This is a genomic window from Paenibacillus swuensis (assembly GCF_001644605.1).
GTDB classification, from domain to species: Bacteria; Bacillota; Bacilli; order Paenibacillales; family DY6; genus Paenibacillus_N; species Paenibacillus_N swuensis.
This window is the reverse complement of record NZ_CP011388.1, coordinates 4,406,140-4,422,135: the sequence shown is the minus strand read 5'-3', so window position 1 is coordinate 4,422,135 and position 15,996 is coordinate 4,406,140. Positions and strand designations below refer to the sequence as shown.

Sequence of the window (15,996 nt, the reverse complement as noted above, 5' to 3'; positions counted from 1 at the left end):
GTTTACAACATTTGGTCTTTATTAACACGGTCCCCATCCCTATAATGAAAAGAGGTTAACTTACTTGGTCATACATCCATATTAGGAGCGAACATAGATGCAATTATTTCAGCTTGAACGCAAGCCGTTGACCCGCTTTGCGGACTGGTTGTTCTCCCGTACGGAGAAGATGCCTGCTTATGATTACCGGCTGTGGCGGGTAGTTTCCGTTGTGCTCTGGTTAGTCAGCTGTGTTGTCATGGGGTGCGCTGTCTTGGGCATGCCGACAGGCTTTGGCGCAGGTATTGATGTTGCAGTCATTCTTGTATTAAACGGCTTAGCCAGCGTACTTGCCGCCTATGTCATCGCCTTTCTGCTGTCGATTCTCTATATCCCCGTGCCCCGGTTTCACACGGGGTTCCTGCTGTATACGGCCGCGGTCACGTATACCGTGTTCCAGGTCGCGGACCTCGGCGAGCTCGAGGCCGCGGTCGTAGCGCTCGCCGTCACGCTGGCCGGCGAGCTGCTGGGGCTGGGGGCGGCGCTTCTGCTCAGCCGCCGCCTGCCCGCGCCCGCGAAAGCGGCGGCAGCCGCGCTTTCGGCGGCGCTGGTGCTGACGGCGTGGCTGGCGCCGTCAGCGGCTGTGCCGGCCTGGCTGGCGCAGGCCGGTATCACGGGGCGCGCCGGCGGAGACGCGCCCGCGGCCGATCGCGCCGACGCCAGCGCCGATGCCAATGCCGATGCGGACACCGCCAACGGCATCGGCGCGCCCGGCCAGCTGACGGCCGCCGACCCGGCGGCGCCGGGGCCGTTCCGCTACCGGTACTATACGTACGGCAGCGGCCATGACCGGCATCGCGACGCGTTCGCGCAAGATGCCGATTTCGTGACCTCCTCGGTCGATGCCTCGGCCTACATTGCCAAGTGGAACCGGTGGAAGCAATGGTTTTGGGGCTTCGACCAGCGGGCTCTGCCCGTGAACGGCCGGGTCTGGCTGCCTGAGGGGGAAGGGCCATTTCCTTTAGTGCTTATGGTGCACGGCAACCATTTAATGGAGCAGTTTTCCGACGGGGGCTACGGCTATTTAGGCGAGCTTCTGGCTTCCAGAGGAATCATGGCCATCTCCGTTGATGAGAATTTCCTCAACTATTCCGTGTGGTCCGGTATACCGAAGCAGGATATGAAAGTTCGCGCGTGGATGCTTCTGAAGCATCTTCAGATGATCCGTGAGCAAGATCGTACCGAAGGTTCGGTTCTGCAGAACAAAGTGGATATGAATCGAATCGCTCTCCTGGGACATTCCCGAGGCGGTCAGGCGGCTGCGATGGCGGCGGATGCGTCGCGGTGGTTTGCTAAAGATGAGAGTTTGAAGGACTTGTTGCAAGAAATAAATATACAATCTGTTGTTGCCATTGCTCCTACCGACACCACCGTAGATCATACGGCTGCGAGGCTTCATAACACATCCTACTTAACTTTGCAGGGGGCGATGGACGGCGACGTCAACAACTTTAACGGGGACGAGCAATATAACAGGAGCAGTTACAGTTCCGGTTCCGGTTCTTTCAAAAGCTCTCTGTACATCGCCGAAGCTAACCACAGCCAATTTAACACGGCATGGGGTTCCATGGACAACAGTATGCCCGACGGGATCCTGCTAAGCCGGAAAGGGATGCTGAAAGCGCAAGACCAACAGCATGTGGCGAAGGTGTATGTCAGCGCTTTTCTCGAGCATACTTTGTTGGATAACACGGTCTATAAGTCCATGTTTCAAGATTACCGACATGCGTTGCATTGGCTGCCGAAAGCCACGTATGTGAATCGTTATGAAGACGGAGGCATACAGGCTTTGGCCAGATACGACGAGGATCGGAACAAGACCACGATGTTAGCCGGAGGACAAGCCAGCGCTTCAGCCGATCCGGGAATGAAATGGCAGGAAGAAGAAGCGTTGAACCGTGATCGCAAATCCAAAGGTACGCGCGGCGTTGTTCTGGAATGGAAATCGGCAGGTTCCTATACTGTTGAGCTTTCAGAGAGGACGAAGTTACAGTGGCATTACAGCGGATTACCCGGACCCCAGTCCATTACATTTTCACTGGCCAACCTGTACAGAAACCAAAACGGATATCGATCCGCACCGGATGTAACGATTCAGCTTATGAGCGAGAAAGGCAGCAAGTTTTCCATCCCTTTGTCGTCCTTGATGCCGGTACCCAACCTCCGACCAACGACGTTCACTCGCGTGCCGTGGCTTGAACAACGCATGAAAGACGCGAAATACAAGGAATCTTCTGAACCGGTGTTTCAAACCTTCCGAATTCCCTTGTACGCCTTTCAATTTCATGAAGGTACAGCGCAAGTTGTTCCGATAGAACACATCCAATTTCAATTTCAAAATGGCCCCGGGAGCATCATGCTGGACGATCTGGGACTCTATTTTGACAAATAAACAGATATGCCCCTTGGAGAGTATCTAGCTTTGCAGGGGCTGTCTTTTTTTATTTATCAAAGTTTCCACTTACTTCTTTATAGTTTGACGGCAGACAGCTAACATGTACATACAAGTTGTGATATAATGAGCGAAAAATGGCGGGATTAGCCTCAGAGGTGCGTGCACGATGAAAGATAAAGATCAGGAACGGGATCCAGAAAAGGCTTTACCGAAATACTTGATATTAAAAAAAGAAATGTTGAACTGGCTCCACACGGGGCAAATAACCGCTAACGAGCAGATGCCGTCAGAGAATGAAATTGCGGGGCGCTTTGGCATGAGCCGGCAGACGGTGCGTCAAACCTTGGGGGAACTGGAGCAGGAGGGATGGCTCTACCGGATTCAGGGGAAAGGCACTTTCGTCAAGGAGCCTAAGACACGGGTATACGAGGAGCAACCGACGGTGGGGATGGTGACTACGCATATTTCGGATTACATCTTTCCGCATATTGTTCGGGGAGCGGAGGCGACATTGCGGGGTAAAGGCTACGGCATGCTCTTGTCCAGCACGGATCAGGATAAGGAGCGGGAGCAGGATAATTTGCGCATGATGCTGGGGAGGCCGCTAAAGGGACTGATTATTGAGCCGACGAAGAGCGCGCAGGGGAATCCGAATCTGAACTACTATCTGTCCCTGGATTACCACGGTATTCCCTATGTCATGATTAATGAACGCTACCCGGAGCTTCAGTGTCCATGCGTGAAGACGGATGACGAAGCGGGAGGGTACATGGCGGCGGAGCATTTGATGGAACTGGGACATACGGAAATTGCCGGTTTTTTCAAAACAGATGATTTGCAAGGGGTTCATCGCCTGCGGGGATTCATTCGAGCTTTTACGCAACGGGGCATGGCTGTGCCTCCTGCGCGCGTTGTTCATTATAGCAGCGGGGAGAAAGGAGCGAAGCCGTTTGAACGAGCTCTGGCCATGCTGACCGGGGAGAATCGTCCAACCGCGTTCGTGTGTTACAACGACGAGCTGGCGGTTCGGTTGCTGGATGCCGTGCGTCAGGCGGGCTTGAGTGTCCCGGAGGATTTGTCGGTGGTCGGATTCGACGATTCGACTCTTGCGACAGCGACGGAGGTGAAGCTGACCACCATCGCGCATCCGAAGCAGGAGTTAGGCGTGCGCGCGGCCGAGTTGCTGATCGAAATGATGGAACGAGGCAGCTCCGGTGCCGTTGGCCAATCTCCAGCGGATGTCGTGTTCCCGCCTCGGTTAGTTGTTCGGGAGTCTACGCGTCCGGTGTAGGGTGGTTATCCCATTGACTCAGCAGCTTCTTGGCTGGATAGGGAACTCAGTAACTTCTCGGGTGCCAAATAGGGGATATCCCGTTGACTCAGTAGCTTTTAGTGGATGTGTTCAGGGTACCTGCTTACTGGCAAAATACGGGTTATCCCTAAGACTCAGCTATAGCGAAAAACCTGCACATGTTGAGGAATAATGTACCTAGGAGCATTAATTGGTGTAGAACCGGCATCATGTTGAGGAATAGTGTGCCAGGGAGCATTAATTGAGAACGGATCGACATTTTGCCAGTAGTTTGTGCTGTGGATATATTAGTAGTCTCCTGCTACTGAGTGAATGGGATAACGCCTGAAGCGACATAAAATCATATGAATCTAAGGGAGGTACCGGCAATGAAGGCACTTCATCATTTGTTGCAAAACCTTCAGGAGCAAGCTTCAACCTGTAATTGCGGTCACCATGAGAAAATTACGCTTGAAACGGTGGAAATCGGAAATGACGCTTTGGAGCAGGTGGCCCAGTACACAGAAAGGCGTCAATTTCAACGGATGGTGCTTGTTGTGGATAACAACACTTTTGAAGCGGCAGGAGAGAGGCTCCAGCAACTGTTAAGCAGCGAGGCAGAAGCAATCATTACGCTATGCACCATTGATCCCAATGCCTCCGGTGATGTAGTAGCCGATGAAGCCTCCATCGTGCAATTGATGCTGTCCGTTGAGCCCGGCATCACGGACGTCATCATCGCCGTCGGCGCGGGAACGATCCATGACATTACACGCTTCGCCGCGTATCATATGCATGTTCCGTTCATCTCCGTGCCGACGGCCCCCTCCGTGGACGGCTTCACGTCCAAGGGAGCGCCCGTGCTGCTCCGCGGCAGCAAAATCACGATCCCGGCCAGCGGCCCGATCGCGATTTTTGCCGACAGCGGCGTGCTGACGCAAGCGCCGCAGGAGCTCATCGCCGCCGGCTTCGGCGATATGCTCGGCAAGTACACGTCGCTGCTCGACTGGCAGTACGGCCGGCACACGGCCGGCGAGCCCTACTGCGAAGCCGCGTACCGGATCACGCGCGATGCCCTGGTCGCCTGCGTTTCGCAAGCCGAAGCCATCGGCGCTCGCACGGAACAGGGCATCCGCACGCTGACGGAAGCGCTGATCGCATCGGGACTCGCGATGCTGCTGTTCGGGCAGTCGCATCCCGCGTCGGGCGCTGAACATCATCTATCCCATTACTGGGAGATGGCGTATTTGCGCCGCGGGAAGCGCCAGCTGCTGCACGGCGCCAAAGTCGCCGTGGCCTGCGCGGAAGTCGCGCGCATGTACCGGGAACTGGCGGCCGAGGGCGATCCCGCCCTGTTCCCGGAGCCTGTGCGGGCGGAGCTGCTGGCGCGAATCGCCGCGGACGTACCCGAGCCGTCCCGGCTGCGCGAGCTGCTGCGGACGGTGGGCGCGCCCGTTTCGCCGGATGAACTCGGCGTGGACGAAGAGCTGCTGCACCGCAGCTTGCAGGAAGCGCAACACGTGCGCCCGAACCGGCACACGTTGCTGAAGGCCTTCAATGAGCAACGGTTGTCAACGCTGCATTAATTAACTTACCTCGCGCGACTTTCAGTCCGGGTGCGGGTCACAAGTCGGTAGTCTAAGACCTCGTGTAATAAACATCACATGTTTCCTAACGGGACGCCTGTACATACAGGTGTCTTTTTGTTATTTCACTATAGCCAACATGTACGTACAAGTGATATGATGCAAGAGAGAGAACACCGAAGCAACGGATGAAGGGAGAGAGAGGACGAATGCAACAAACATTAAGTCTGGAACAATTGAAGCATCAGGTTTGGGAAGCGAACATGGAGCTGCCCCGGCATAAGTTGGTAACGTTTACATGGGGGAATGTAAGCGGTATTGACCGTGAACTGGAACTCGTCGTCATTAAACCCAGCGGCGTGCCATACGAGGAACTTCAGGCGGAGCAGATGGTGGTGGTGGATATGGACGGGAATGTGGTGGACGGAAAGTTGAAACCCTCTTCGGATACCGCCACACACTTGGTGCTGTACAAAGCATTCGCCAACATTGGCGGCATCGTGCATACGCACTCCCCTTGGGCCACAAGCTGGGCGCAGGCTGGGAAAGGGATCCCGGCACTCGGTACGACCCATGCGGATTACTTCTACGGTGAAGTTCCATGTACCCGACTGATGACGGAAGCCGAAATTAAAGGAGCTTACGAGCTGGAGACAGGCAATGTCATAGTTGAAGCGTTCCATAACCTAAATCCTGACCAGATGCCCGGGGTTTTAGTGAATTGCCACGCGCCTTTTACTTGGGGGAAAGACGCGCATGCCGCCGTACATAATGCCGTTGTCTTGGAGGAAGTAGCCAAAATCGCTTCACGGACTTTAAATCTGAAGGCGGACGTTCAGGCGATGGATCAGCATTTGCTGGACCGCCACTTTTTGCGCAAACACGGGGCGAATGCTTACTACGGACAAGGTTAACCTGACCAAAGCTCTTCATACCCTATAACTTTAATATAAGAAGGAGTGTTCATTCATGGGTTTTCAAGGTTCCAAAAAATACGCCATCGGCGTTGACTACGGCACACAATCGGGCCGAGCGGTACTCGTAGATCTCGCTGACGGTACGGAAATCGCGGATCATGTAACACCTTACACACACGGCGTCATCGATGAAGTGTTACCCGGCTCCGGCATCAAGCTCGAGCATGATTGGGCTTTGCAGCATCCTGCGGATTATATCGAAGTGCTCACCCGTTCCGTTCCAGAAGTCATGAAAGCTTCCGGTGTGGCGGCGGAAGATGTCATCGGACTCGGCATCGATTTCACGGCATGCACGATGCTGCCTGTCAACAACCAAGGCGAGCCCTTGTGCTTGCTGCCCCAGTATAAAGATAATCCGCATAGCTGGGTCAAGCTGTGGAAGCATCACGCCGCTCAGGAAGAGGCTAACCGCATCAACGAGATTGCGGCCTCCCGCGGCGAAGCCTTTCTGCCAAGATACGGCGGCAAAATTTCGTCCGAATGGATGATGGCGAAAGTTTGGCAGATTTTGAACGAAGCTCCGGATATCTATGAGCAGACCGACCTGTTCCTGGAAGCGACGGACTGGGTCGTCTCGCGGATGACCGGCAGCGTTCTGCGGAATTCCTGTACGGCCGGCTACAAATCGATCTGGCACAAAGGCGACGGTTACCCGGACAAAGCGTTCTTCAAGGCGTTAGATCCCCGGTTAGAGCACCTTACGGACACGAAGCTGCGCGGAAGTATCGTACCGCTGGGCACCAAGGCGGGCGAGCTGACTGAGGAGATGGCGCAGCTCATGGGCTTGAACCCCGGCATCGCAGTCGCGGTAGGCAATGTGGATGCGCATGCGGCCGTGCCGGCGGTAGGCGTTGTTACACCCGGCAAGCTTGTGATGGCGATGGGCACTTCGATCTGCCATATGCTGCTCGGCACCGAAGAGCGCGAAGTGGAAGGCATGTGCGGCGTGGTAGAAGACGGCATCATCCCGGGCTACATGGGCTATGAGGCGGGTCAGTCGGCGGTAGGCGATATTTTTGAATGGTACGTGGAGGAAGCGGTTCCCGCTTATGTGAAAGAAGCGGCCGCTGCCGAAGACGTCAATGTACATGTATGGCTGGAGAAGAAAGCTTCGGCTTACAAACCTGGCCAAACCGGATTGCTGGCGCTCGATTGGTGGAACGGCAACCGTTCGGTGTTAGTGGATACCGACTTAACCGGATTGCTGGTCGGATGCACATTGTTGACGAAGCCTGAAGAAATTTACCGTACGTTACTGGAAGCCACAGCTTTCGGCACACGCAAAATCGTCGACGCGTTCCACGAAAACGGCGTTCCGGTGGAAGAATTGTACGCATGCGGAGGTCTCCCGCAGAAGAATCAGCTGCTTATGCAAATCTATGCCGATGTAACCAACCGGGAGATCAAGGTAGCAGCTTCCAAGCAGACACCGGCGTTGGGTGCCGCTATGTTCGCGGCGGTTGCGGCGGGAGCGGAAGCGGGCGGCTATGACACAATTGTCGATGCGGCAGAGCGCATGGCGCGTGTCCGTGAAGAGAGCTATCGCCCAATCCCGGAGAATGTGGCTGTATACGAAGCACTCTATCAGGAGTATAGCAAGCTGCATGACTATTTCGGCCGCGGAGAGAACGATGTGATGAAGCGTCTGAAGGCGCTCAAAGAGAATGCACAGGAAACACCTGCCCTCACAACCGCTTAAAAATAAGGCACAGCCCCATATTAAGGAGGATTTATACATGTCAATGTTACAAGTTAAGCCTTACCAGTTCTGGTTCGTCACAGGAAGCCAACATCTGTACGGTCCTGAGACCCTGAAAGAAGTGGAAGCCCATTCCCGCACCATTACTGAAGGGCTGCACAAAGATCCGGCCCTTGCTTTCGAACTTGTATTCAAACCTGTGTTAACCACACCGGACGCCATCCGCAAGCTATGTATTGAAGCCAACTCGGACGATACTTGCGCGGGAATCATTACGTGGATGCACACCTTTTCACCTGCCAAAATGTGGATCGCCGGACTCTCCCAACTCAACAAACCGCTGCTTCACCTGCACACACAGTATAACCGGGATATTCCATGGGCCTCCATCGACATGGATTTCATGAACCTGAATCAGGCGGCGCACGGCGATCGTGAATACGGCTTTATCGGCGCGCGTATGGGCATCTCCCGCAAGGTCGTTGTCGGTTATTGGGAAGATGGAGCGGTACGCGGGCGCCTTGGCAGCTGGATGCGTACGGCCGTTGCTTTTGCCGAAAGCCGTACGTTGAAAGTGGCCCGGTTTGGCGATAATATGCGACAGGTCGCGGTTACCGAAGGGGATAAGGTGGAGGCTCAAATCAAGTTTGGCTGGGAAGTGAACGGTTATGGCGTCGGCGACCTCGTTGCCAAGGTGAATGCTGTAACGGATGATGAGCTGAACCGTCTGATGGACGAGTATGATTCCGCCTACGATTTGACTCCTGAAGCCCGTACGGAAGGGGCGGTTCGCGAGTCCATCCGATACCAGGCGAGATTGGAACTCGGCATGCGCGCCTTCCTTGAAGAAGGGGGCTTTACAGCGTTCACTACGACGTTTGAGGATCTTCACGGCCTGAAACAACTCCCGGGACTTGCCGTTCAACGCCTCATGGCGGACGGGTACGGGTTCGGCGGTGAAGGCGACTGGAAAACCTCGGCTTTGGTGAGGTTAATGAAAATTATGGCAGGCAATGAAGGAACGTCCTTTATGGAAGATTATACGTACCATCTGGATCCCGAGAATGAACTCGTTCTTGGCGCGCATATGCTGGAGATTTGTCCTACCATCTCGGCAGGCAAGCCAAAGATTGAAGTACACCCGCTCGGCATCGGCGGCAAAGAAGATCCGGCGCGCATGGTATTCGACGGCCGATCGGGCAGCGCGCTGAACGCATCGATCATTGATATGGGTAATCGATTCCGTCTGATCGTAAATCAAGTGGACGCGGTTCAGCCGACCGAAGCGATGCCGAATCTGCCGGTCGCCCGCGTCCTGTGGAAGGTGCAGCCCAGCTTGAAGGACGGGGTTGAAGCCTGGATTCTGGCGGGCGGCGCGCACCATACGGGCTTCTCGTATGTGGTGACGGCCGAGCAGTTGAATGACTTTGCCGAAATGGCAGGCATCGAGTGTGTGCATATCGATAACAGCACGACACCGCATGCGTTCCGAAATGAACTGCGATTGAACGACATAGCGTGGCGTCTGAGCAAGTAACATCGTTTAAATGAAAACTGCCTCATTGCATTTTTTAATGCAATGAGGCAGTTTTTTTGAAATATCAGAAAGTATAAGTTTTTTGCTCATACCCTATTCTGATATTTCTCCGGCATGAAACGAACTGTGCGCCTGTTAGGACGGCGCAAGCCGTTTCACCTTGCCGCAGCAGGATCCTGTAGGTTTTCAGCATCATTGTTACTTCAACTTATCGCTGTATCCCATTAAAATAGCAGTATAAACTACAATCGCTTACGATGGAGAAAGGCGGATTCTTATGGAAGCTGCTCTACGAACGCTTACGCAAGAACAGAAAGAGCATTTTGATAAGGAAGGCTATCTGATTGTGAAAGGATTGTTTAGCCAAGAAGATGTGGCTACGATCGAGCGCACGTTCGAGGAAATCAGTCATCAAGTGGTTCCAGGTTACTTTGAACCTGTTCTGGACGGAGAGACGGAAGATCCGCTGAAACGGTATCCCCGTGTCATGCACCCGCACCGTTATAACGAGACTGCCATGAGATACATGCTGCACAAGCCGGTATTGGCTGTCCTTGAGGATCTTTACGGGGAAGAGGCTTACGCGGCACAAAGCATGTTCTATTACAAGCCCCCGGGTTCCCGCGGACAGGCGTTGCATCAGGATAACTTCTACTTGAAGGTGGAGCCGGGTAACTGTATCGCGGCCTGGACGTCCATTGATGCGGCGCATGAAGAGAACGGCGGGCTTCTTGTCGTGCCAAAGACGCATGACCATGATATTTCTTGTCCCGAAGAAGCGGACAGCAAAGAGTCGTTCACGACCCACTACGTGAAACCGCCCAAGGATCAGAAAGCGATTCCGGTCGTGATGGATAAAGGGGACGTGTTATTCTTCAACGGAAATTTAATTCACGGCTCTTATCGCAATAAGACCAAGGACGAATTTCGCAGAGCCTTCATCTGCCATTATGCAAATTCCTCGGCTACGAGCATCGGTGAACACTATCGGCCCCTATACGACGTTCACGGTAAGGAAATTATGCCGGAAGCGAATCCGGACGGCGGCCCTTGCGGCCTGGAATTCGACGTTCCGTATTATCATTAATCAACTTGGATATCATGAACCGGGGAAGATGCCCCGGTTTTTTGCCGTTTACACGAACGTTACCAAGGTCATCCCGACTTCCGTTTTCTTATATCATCTGTTTTCTTATTTTATATAGACGGCTCCGTGCTCCGGCGGTTACGCTTACATTATAATGATTGATTTTGAACTAAACTAAGGGAGAGTATGATCATGAGCACCCAAACCAAGAAACCTAAATTTGTATACACACCCCCGGCTAACGGATATCCGGAATGGAATAATAACCCTGAAATCTTTCAACTGAACCGCATGGAAGCTCATGCCAACCTGAAAACGTACGATTCGTTGGAGGAAGCGCTCAAAGGCGGTTACAAAACTTCCTCTTCCTATCTTTCCCTCAACGGAACATGGAAGTTTGCCTGGTCGGAGAACCCGGCGCAGCGTCCTCAGGATTTTTACCGGAATGACTTCAGCCACGATGGCTGGGATGAGATTCCTGTTCCTGCGCACTGGCAGCTGCAAGGGTATGATTACCCGCAATATACGAATGTGCGTTATCCGTGGGAAGTGCGTGAGCCGATTCAGCCGCCTTTTGCCCCGGTGAATTATAATCCTGTAGGCTCTTATGTTCGTACATTTACCGTGCCTGCCGAGTGGAAGGACCAACCGGTTTCGATCTCGTTCCAAGGTGTGGAGTCCGCGTTCTATGTGTGGTTGAATGGGGATTTGGTCGGGTATAGCGAAGATACCTTTACACCGGCGGAATTCGATTTGACCCCTTATCTGGTGGACGGCGAGAATAAACTGGCGGTTGAAGTGTATCGTTGGTGCGATGCCAGCTGGCTGGAGGATCAGGATTTCTGGCGGATGAGCGGGATTTTCCGGGATGTGTATTTGTATTCGGCGCCGTCTCGTCAGCTTACGGATTTCTTCGTTCACACGAACCTGGATGAGCAGCTGAAGGATGCTGTGCTTGAAGTGGAAGCAAGCGTTGAAGATGTTTTCGGACTTCAGGGCATTGAAGGCTTGAGCGTGCATGCTCATTTGTATCACAGTGACAAAGCGGTAACTTCATTTGAATTGAATACCGATGGAAACAGCGAAGGCAGCTTTAACCGCACCGGGTCTGTTACAATATCCAATCCGCTGAAATGGAGCGCCGAGCAGCCGAATCTTTACACGCTTGTGCTGGAGTTGAAGGACGAAACGGGTAAAGCGATTCAATATATAAGCAGCAGCGTCGGTTTCCGCAAGTTTGAGATTGCGGACGGTTTGATGAAGATTAACGGCGAGCGTGTGTTATTCCGCGGTGTAAACCGCCATGAGTTTAGCTGCGATACCGGACGTGCCGTTTCGTACGAAGATATGGTGCGTGATGTAAGGATTATGAAAGCGAACAATGTGAACTCCGTGCGTACATCTCACTATCCGAATCATCCGCGATGGTATGAGTTATGCGACGAGTATGGACTGTATGTGATTGACGAAACCAACCTGGAGACGCACGGCAGCTGGTCATATGGGTCCGAGGTGCTGGAAGAACGCACGGTTCCGGGAAGTCATCCGGAATGGACGGCTAACGTGTTGGATCGTGCGAATTCGATGTTTCAACGGGATAAGAACCACGCTTCTATTGTAATCTGGTCGCTTGGCAATGAGTCCTTCGGAGGCGATAACTTCTTGAAGATGCACGATTTCTTCCATGAAGCGGATCCTTCCAGAGTGGTGCATTACGAAGGTGTGTTCCATTGGAGAGCATCCGACCGCGCTTCGGATATCGAAAGTCACATGTACACGGTACCTAGCCGAGTGGAAGAGTATGCCAAGAATAATCCGAAGAAACCGTTTATCCTGTGCGAATACAGTCACGCGATGGGCAATTCCAACGGCGGCCTGCATAAGTACTGGGAGTTATTCGAGAAATATCCCGTACTGCAAGGCGGATTTATCTGGGATTGGATTGATCAGGCCATTCGCTCCCGTACGGAAGACGGCACGGAATATATGGCGTACGGCGGGGACTTCGGCGAAACGCCGCATGACGGCAACTTCTGCGGCAACGGCTTATTGTTCGCGGACGGAACCGTTACTTCCAAGCTGGCTGAAGTGAAGAAATGCTACCAGACCCTGAAGTTCACAGTGAAAGATGCGGCCGCGGGTCAGTATGAGATTAAGAACGGTAATTTGTTCACGGATCTGAGTAGCTACGATTATAAGTGGCAGCTGTTGGCAAGCGGTGTTCCGTCCGCGGAGGGAACCTTTACCGTTGACGGAGCGCCCGGTGAGACGGTTACCGTGGAGTTGACCGATGCCGTTGCCGCTGCGGCCCTGCTGGTCGGTGAAGAAGCGGTCTTGACTTTATCGGCTGTGACGAAGGAAGCATCCGCCTGGGCGGCGGCCGGCCATGAACTGGCTTGGGAGCAATTCGTACTGCCGGCTGCGACAAGTGCGGTGACAATGTCCGAGCGCGGATCGGCAAGTGAACTGAATGTTCTGCCTTTCGAGGGTGGCATTGAAGTGAGCGGCGGACGTTTCACATTACGCTTTGACGTTGCAACCGGTGGATTGGCGTCTTACAAGATGGACGGTCAGGAACTGTTGAAATCCGCTGTTGCGCCGAACTTCTGGCGCGCATATACGGATAATGACCGCGGAAACAAGCATGAAGAACGCACAGCGATTTGGCGCACAGCAGGTTCAGAACGAGTGCTGACTCACTTCCAATGGAAGCATAAAGGCGGCACCGTTGAAGTTGAAGCTGGATTTAACCTAGCCGGCGGATCGTCATGTACCGTTGTGTATGCTGTGAACGGCGAAGGCGAAGTGCGGATTACGCAACAACTGGCACCTGGCAACGGTCTCCCGGAAATTCCGGAAGTGGGCATGACGTTTAACATGGACGGGGCTTTCGACGCGTTAACGTGGTACGGCCGCGGACCGCATGAGAACTATTGGGACCGTCAAACCAGCGCGAAGCTGGGCAAGTTCGAAGGTAAAGTCGCAGAGCAATTTGTTCCTTATCTGCGTCCGCAAGAGTGCGGCAACAAGACGGGCGTGCGTTATGCTACGGTGCTTAACGATGCGGGTTATGGTCTTGAAGTGCGCGGATTGCCTGAAGTGGAATTTAATGCGCTGCCTTGGAACTTTGATGAACTGGAAGCGAATGATCATCCATACAAGCTGCCGGTTTCCGATAAGACCGTTGTACGCGTCAACTATCGTCAGATGGGTGTCGGCGGCGATGACAGCTGGCAAGCCAGAACCCATGCGGAATACACATTGTATGCGAATCGTGAGTACACCTTCAGCTTCTTGCTGAAGGGAGTAGCTCCGGGATTGTAAAATATGTATATAGTATAAACAAGAAGAAGCTTCCAGGAACCTGGGGAGCTTCTTCTTGTTGTATTGCTGAGACGCAACTAATTCCCTTCCAATTCGTCATAATATAAGTAAAATAAAAATTCGACCCATTGGACATGGAAGGAGTCTGATATGAAAAACACGTACAGTAAGGCGTTATTCGTAGTACTCGTCTCGGCGTTCTCCTTTTTGACAGGCTGTTCAGATAAAGAAGTGTATGTTCATGATTATGTTTACGTCGGAGAGAACACTAACTGGTCTGCAAAGTATGAGGTGAATGGAACCAGCGAATTCTCAGGGAAAGATTATAAAGGGGAACACATAAGTAAATTCAAACTGACATATAAAGGTTCATTATCGGATTTGGCTGATGTGAAACACTTTGAATATGGATATGAAGATAGTTCAGGTTCTCGAAAGCGTTCCATGGACCAACCGCCAACGATAGATGATTTAGTTATGGCAGATCAAAAGGGGAACGGCGCCATTCCCGCTGAAGATGAGTCCGTTAAAGTAACCGTAAAGACGGATGACAAGGTGGAAACGTTTGAATTGAGGAATGAAAATAATAAAAAGTAAGGAGTAGATATTGAATATGAAACTGAACAAACGTGTGATGGTGGAATCCGTGGGCATGACATTGTTAATCGCGCTTGTAATGATAATCTGGCCTGTCATACAAGGAATGTGGTTAACGAGAAAAAACGAACCGGATATCATCAACGAGTACGCAACGGTAGATCAGTTACAATCTAAAGTTGCCTTTGGTGTGATGTACACTCCGACCGTGTTGGGCATTTCGGCAGGAGTGTTAAGTCTTCTTATATTTGCAATTGCGTACTATGGGGTTCGAATGTTTATTCGCCGTAAATTAAATTAGGATGATTACCAGAAATAAATTTGCTAATTGCGTATGTCTTGATAATCTGGCCAGTCTCATTGGTTAACATAATATATTCAATGATAATTCCATGAATTTGCAACCTTTGAATGAAAGTTTAGTGATAGGATAAAATAATATTTGAAAGATAAAATGGCTCATAACCTTCTTTTATTCAAAGCTCCGAAATCCGGTGATCTGGAACTGTTGGGAGAACGAACATAAATGAAAAACATCTATCATATCGGAGAAAGGACGGTTCAAGCTCGGGCCGGGGAAGTGCAGTTTGCAGAGCAGAATGCGAAGATCATCAGCGACCGTTTTTCCAAAGGAATCGCTACTTTTTTCAAGTCGCAGACTTTTGCTGTACTGGCTTCAAAAGATAATGCCGGGCGGGTCTGGACTACCTTTCTTGTCGGCGAACCTGGGTTTATTGAAGTCGTCGATGAAAGCATGCTTCGCATTGAAACCGTCATCCCCAATGAAGATCCCATACGTATCGGGGAAGCGCTTATTCAAAATGCTGGGCTTATAGTAATTGACACGAACATTCGCGTTAGGATACGTGTAAATGGCAACATCCGCAGGCAAGGCGGTTCTTTACTGCTAAATGCTGACCAAGTGTACGGAAATTGCCCTAAATACATTCAACAGAGAACAATGCTCGCATCTGAAGGATACGGACGGAGAATTGTAGATAGTAACAGAGGAGTCAGCCTAACAATCAGGCAGCAGAGATGGATTAACGAAGCAGACACATTCTATATTGGAACAACAAGCCCCGATGGAGCCATGGACGCTTCTCACCGAGGAGGGAATCCAGGATTCGTACTTGTTCAAGATGAGAAGACTCTACTATTTCCTGATTATGCTGGAAACTCTATGTTCAACACGCTAGGTAACCTTCTTATAGAACCATCCGCAGGATTGCTCTTCTTAAATTACAGCAATGCTAGCTCTTTGCATGTGTCCGGAGAGGCGGAAATCGTATGGGATGAGAAAGAGTTAATCCGGTTTCGTGGAGCTAATAGGTGCGTGCGTTTCTCAATAAAAGAGACGTTAGAGTTGTTTGAGGTTGGCGGCATGCGTTGGAGTGAGGCAGACATGTCTCCATTTAACCCTTAGTTCCTGGAATATAGATATAGATTGGAAACTATAATTGT

Annotated in this window: 11 protein-coding genes; all 11 read left to right on the top strand. The window is 52.0% G+C overall.

Annotation, left to right across the window (positions count from 1 at the left end; genetic code table 11):
- Nucleotides 1-97 precede the first annotated feature (97 nt).
- The 11 genes from SY83_RS19955 (at nt 98) to SY83_RS19905 (ending at nt 15,958) form a co-directional block, all read left to right on the top strand.
- Nucleotides 98-2,431, top strand: a complete 2,334-nt coding sequence (locus SY83_RS19955; protein WP_068609745.1) for an alpha/beta hydrolase — start codon at nt 98-100, stop codon at nt 2,429-2,431.
- 169 nt (nt 2,432-2,600) lie between these two features.
- Nucleotides 2,601-3,725 carry a GntR family transcriptional regulator gene (locus SY83_RS19950; RefSeq protein WP_068609743.1) on the top strand — a complete coding sequence of 375 codons (1,125 nt, stop codon included), beginning with the start codon at nt 2,601-2,603 and terminating at the stop codon, nt 3,723-3,725.
- A 389-nt stretch (nt 3,726-4,114) separates the two neighbouring features.
- Nucleotides 4,115-5,311 (top strand): sn-glycerol-1-phosphate dehydrogenase, encoded by a 1,197-nt coding sequence (locus SY83_RS19945; protein ID WP_068609741.1) that lies wholly within the window; start codon nt 4,115-4,117, stop codon nt 5,309-5,311.
- A 209-nt stretch (nt 5,312-5,520) separates the two neighbouring features.
- Entirely contained in the window at nt 5,521-6,225 is a 705-nt protein-coding gene (araD, locus tag SY83_RS19940) for an L-ribulose-5-phosphate 4-epimerase (protein WP_068609739.1), read from the top strand.
- Nucleotides 6,226-6,280: 55 nt separating this feature from the next.
- A complete protein-coding gene (locus SY83_RS19935; RefSeq protein WP_068609737.1) occupies nt 6,281-7,987 on the top strand; it encodes a ribulokinase in 1,707 nt (568 codons plus the stop codon).
- A 43-nt stretch (nt 7,988-8,030) separates the two neighbouring features.
- Nucleotides 8,031-9,524, top strand: coding sequence for an L-arabinose isomerase (gene araA / locus SY83_RS19930; protein WP_068611231.1), 1,494 nt, complete (start codon nt 8,031-8,033; stop codon nt 9,522-9,524).
- Between the two features lie 277 nt (nt 9,525-9,801).
- On the top strand, nt 9,802-10,611 hold the full coding sequence (locus SY83_RS19925) for a phytanoyl-CoA dioxygenase family protein (RefSeq protein ID WP_068609735.1): 810 nt from the start codon (nt 9,802-9,804) through the stop codon (nt 10,609-10,611).
- 192 nt (nt 10,612-10,803) lie between these two features.
- Nucleotides 10,804-13,935: a beta-galactosidase, LacZ type gene (locus SY83_RS19920; protein ID WP_068609733.1), complete on the top strand. Its 3,132-nt coding sequence runs from the start codon at nt 10,804-10,806 to the stop codon at nt 13,933-13,935.
- Nucleotides 13,936-14,085: 150 nt separating this feature from the next.
- On the top strand, nt 14,086-14,532 hold the full coding sequence (locus SY83_RS19915; protein WP_068609732.1) for a hypothetical protein: 447 nt from the start codon (nt 14,086-14,088) through the stop codon (nt 14,530-14,532).
- 16 nt (nt 14,533-14,548) lie between these two features.
- A complete protein-coding gene (locus SY83_RS19910; RefSeq protein WP_068609730.1) occupies nt 14,549-14,833 on the top strand; it encodes a hypothetical protein in 285 nt (94 codons plus the stop codon).
- A 225-nt stretch (nt 14,834-15,058) separates the two neighbouring features.
- Nucleotides 15,059-15,958, top strand: a complete 900-nt coding sequence (locus SY83_RS19905) for a pyridoxamine 5'-phosphate oxidase family protein (protein WP_068609728.1) — start codon at nt 15,059-15,061, stop codon at nt 15,956-15,958.
- Nucleotides 15,959-15,996: the final 38 nt, after the last annotated feature.

What these genes read in the sequence shown, in the direction of transcription:
- SY83_RS19955 (WP_068609745.1), top strand. Translation starts at nt 98, where the DNA reads ATGCAATTATTTCAGCTTGAACGCAAGCCGTTGACCCGCTTTGCGGAC.
- SY83_RS19950 (WP_068609743.1), top strand. Translation starts at nt 2,601, where the DNA reads ATGAAAGATAAAGATCAGGAACGGGATCCAGAAAAGGCTTTACCGAAA.
- SY83_RS19945 (WP_068609741.1), top strand. Translation starts at nt 4,115, where the DNA reads ATGAAGGCACTTCATCATTTGTTGCAAAACCTTCAGGAGCAAGCTTCA.
- araD (WP_068609739.1), top strand. Translation starts at nt 5,521, where the DNA reads ATGCAACAAACATTAAGTCTGGAACAATTGAAGCATCAGGTTTGGGAA.
- SY83_RS19935 (WP_068609737.1), top strand. Translation starts at nt 6,281, where the DNA reads ATGGGTTTTCAAGGTTCCAAAAAATACGCCATCGGCGTTGACTACGGC.
- araA (WP_068611231.1), top strand. Translation starts at nt 8,031, where the DNA reads ATGTTACAAGTTAAGCCTTACCAGTTCTGGTTCGTCACAGGAAGCCAA.
- SY83_RS19925 (WP_068609735.1), top strand. Translation starts at nt 9,802, where the DNA reads ATGGAAGCTGCTCTACGAACGCTTACGCAAGAACAGAAAGAGCATTTT.
- SY83_RS19920 (WP_068609733.1), top strand. Translation starts at nt 10,804, where the DNA reads ATGAGCACCCAAACCAAGAAACCTAAATTTGTATACACACCCCCGGCT.
- SY83_RS19915 (WP_068609732.1), top strand. Translation starts at nt 14,086, where the DNA reads ATGAAAAACACGTACAGTAAGGCGTTATTCGTAGTACTCGTCTCGGCG.
- SY83_RS19910 (WP_068609730.1), top strand. Translation starts at nt 14,549, where the DNA reads ATGAAACTGAACAAACGTGTGATGGTGGAATCCGTGGGCATGACATTG.
- SY83_RS19905 (WP_068609728.1), top strand. Translation starts at nt 15,059, where the DNA reads ATGAAAAACATCTATCATATCGGAGAAAGGACGGTTCAAGCTCGGGCC.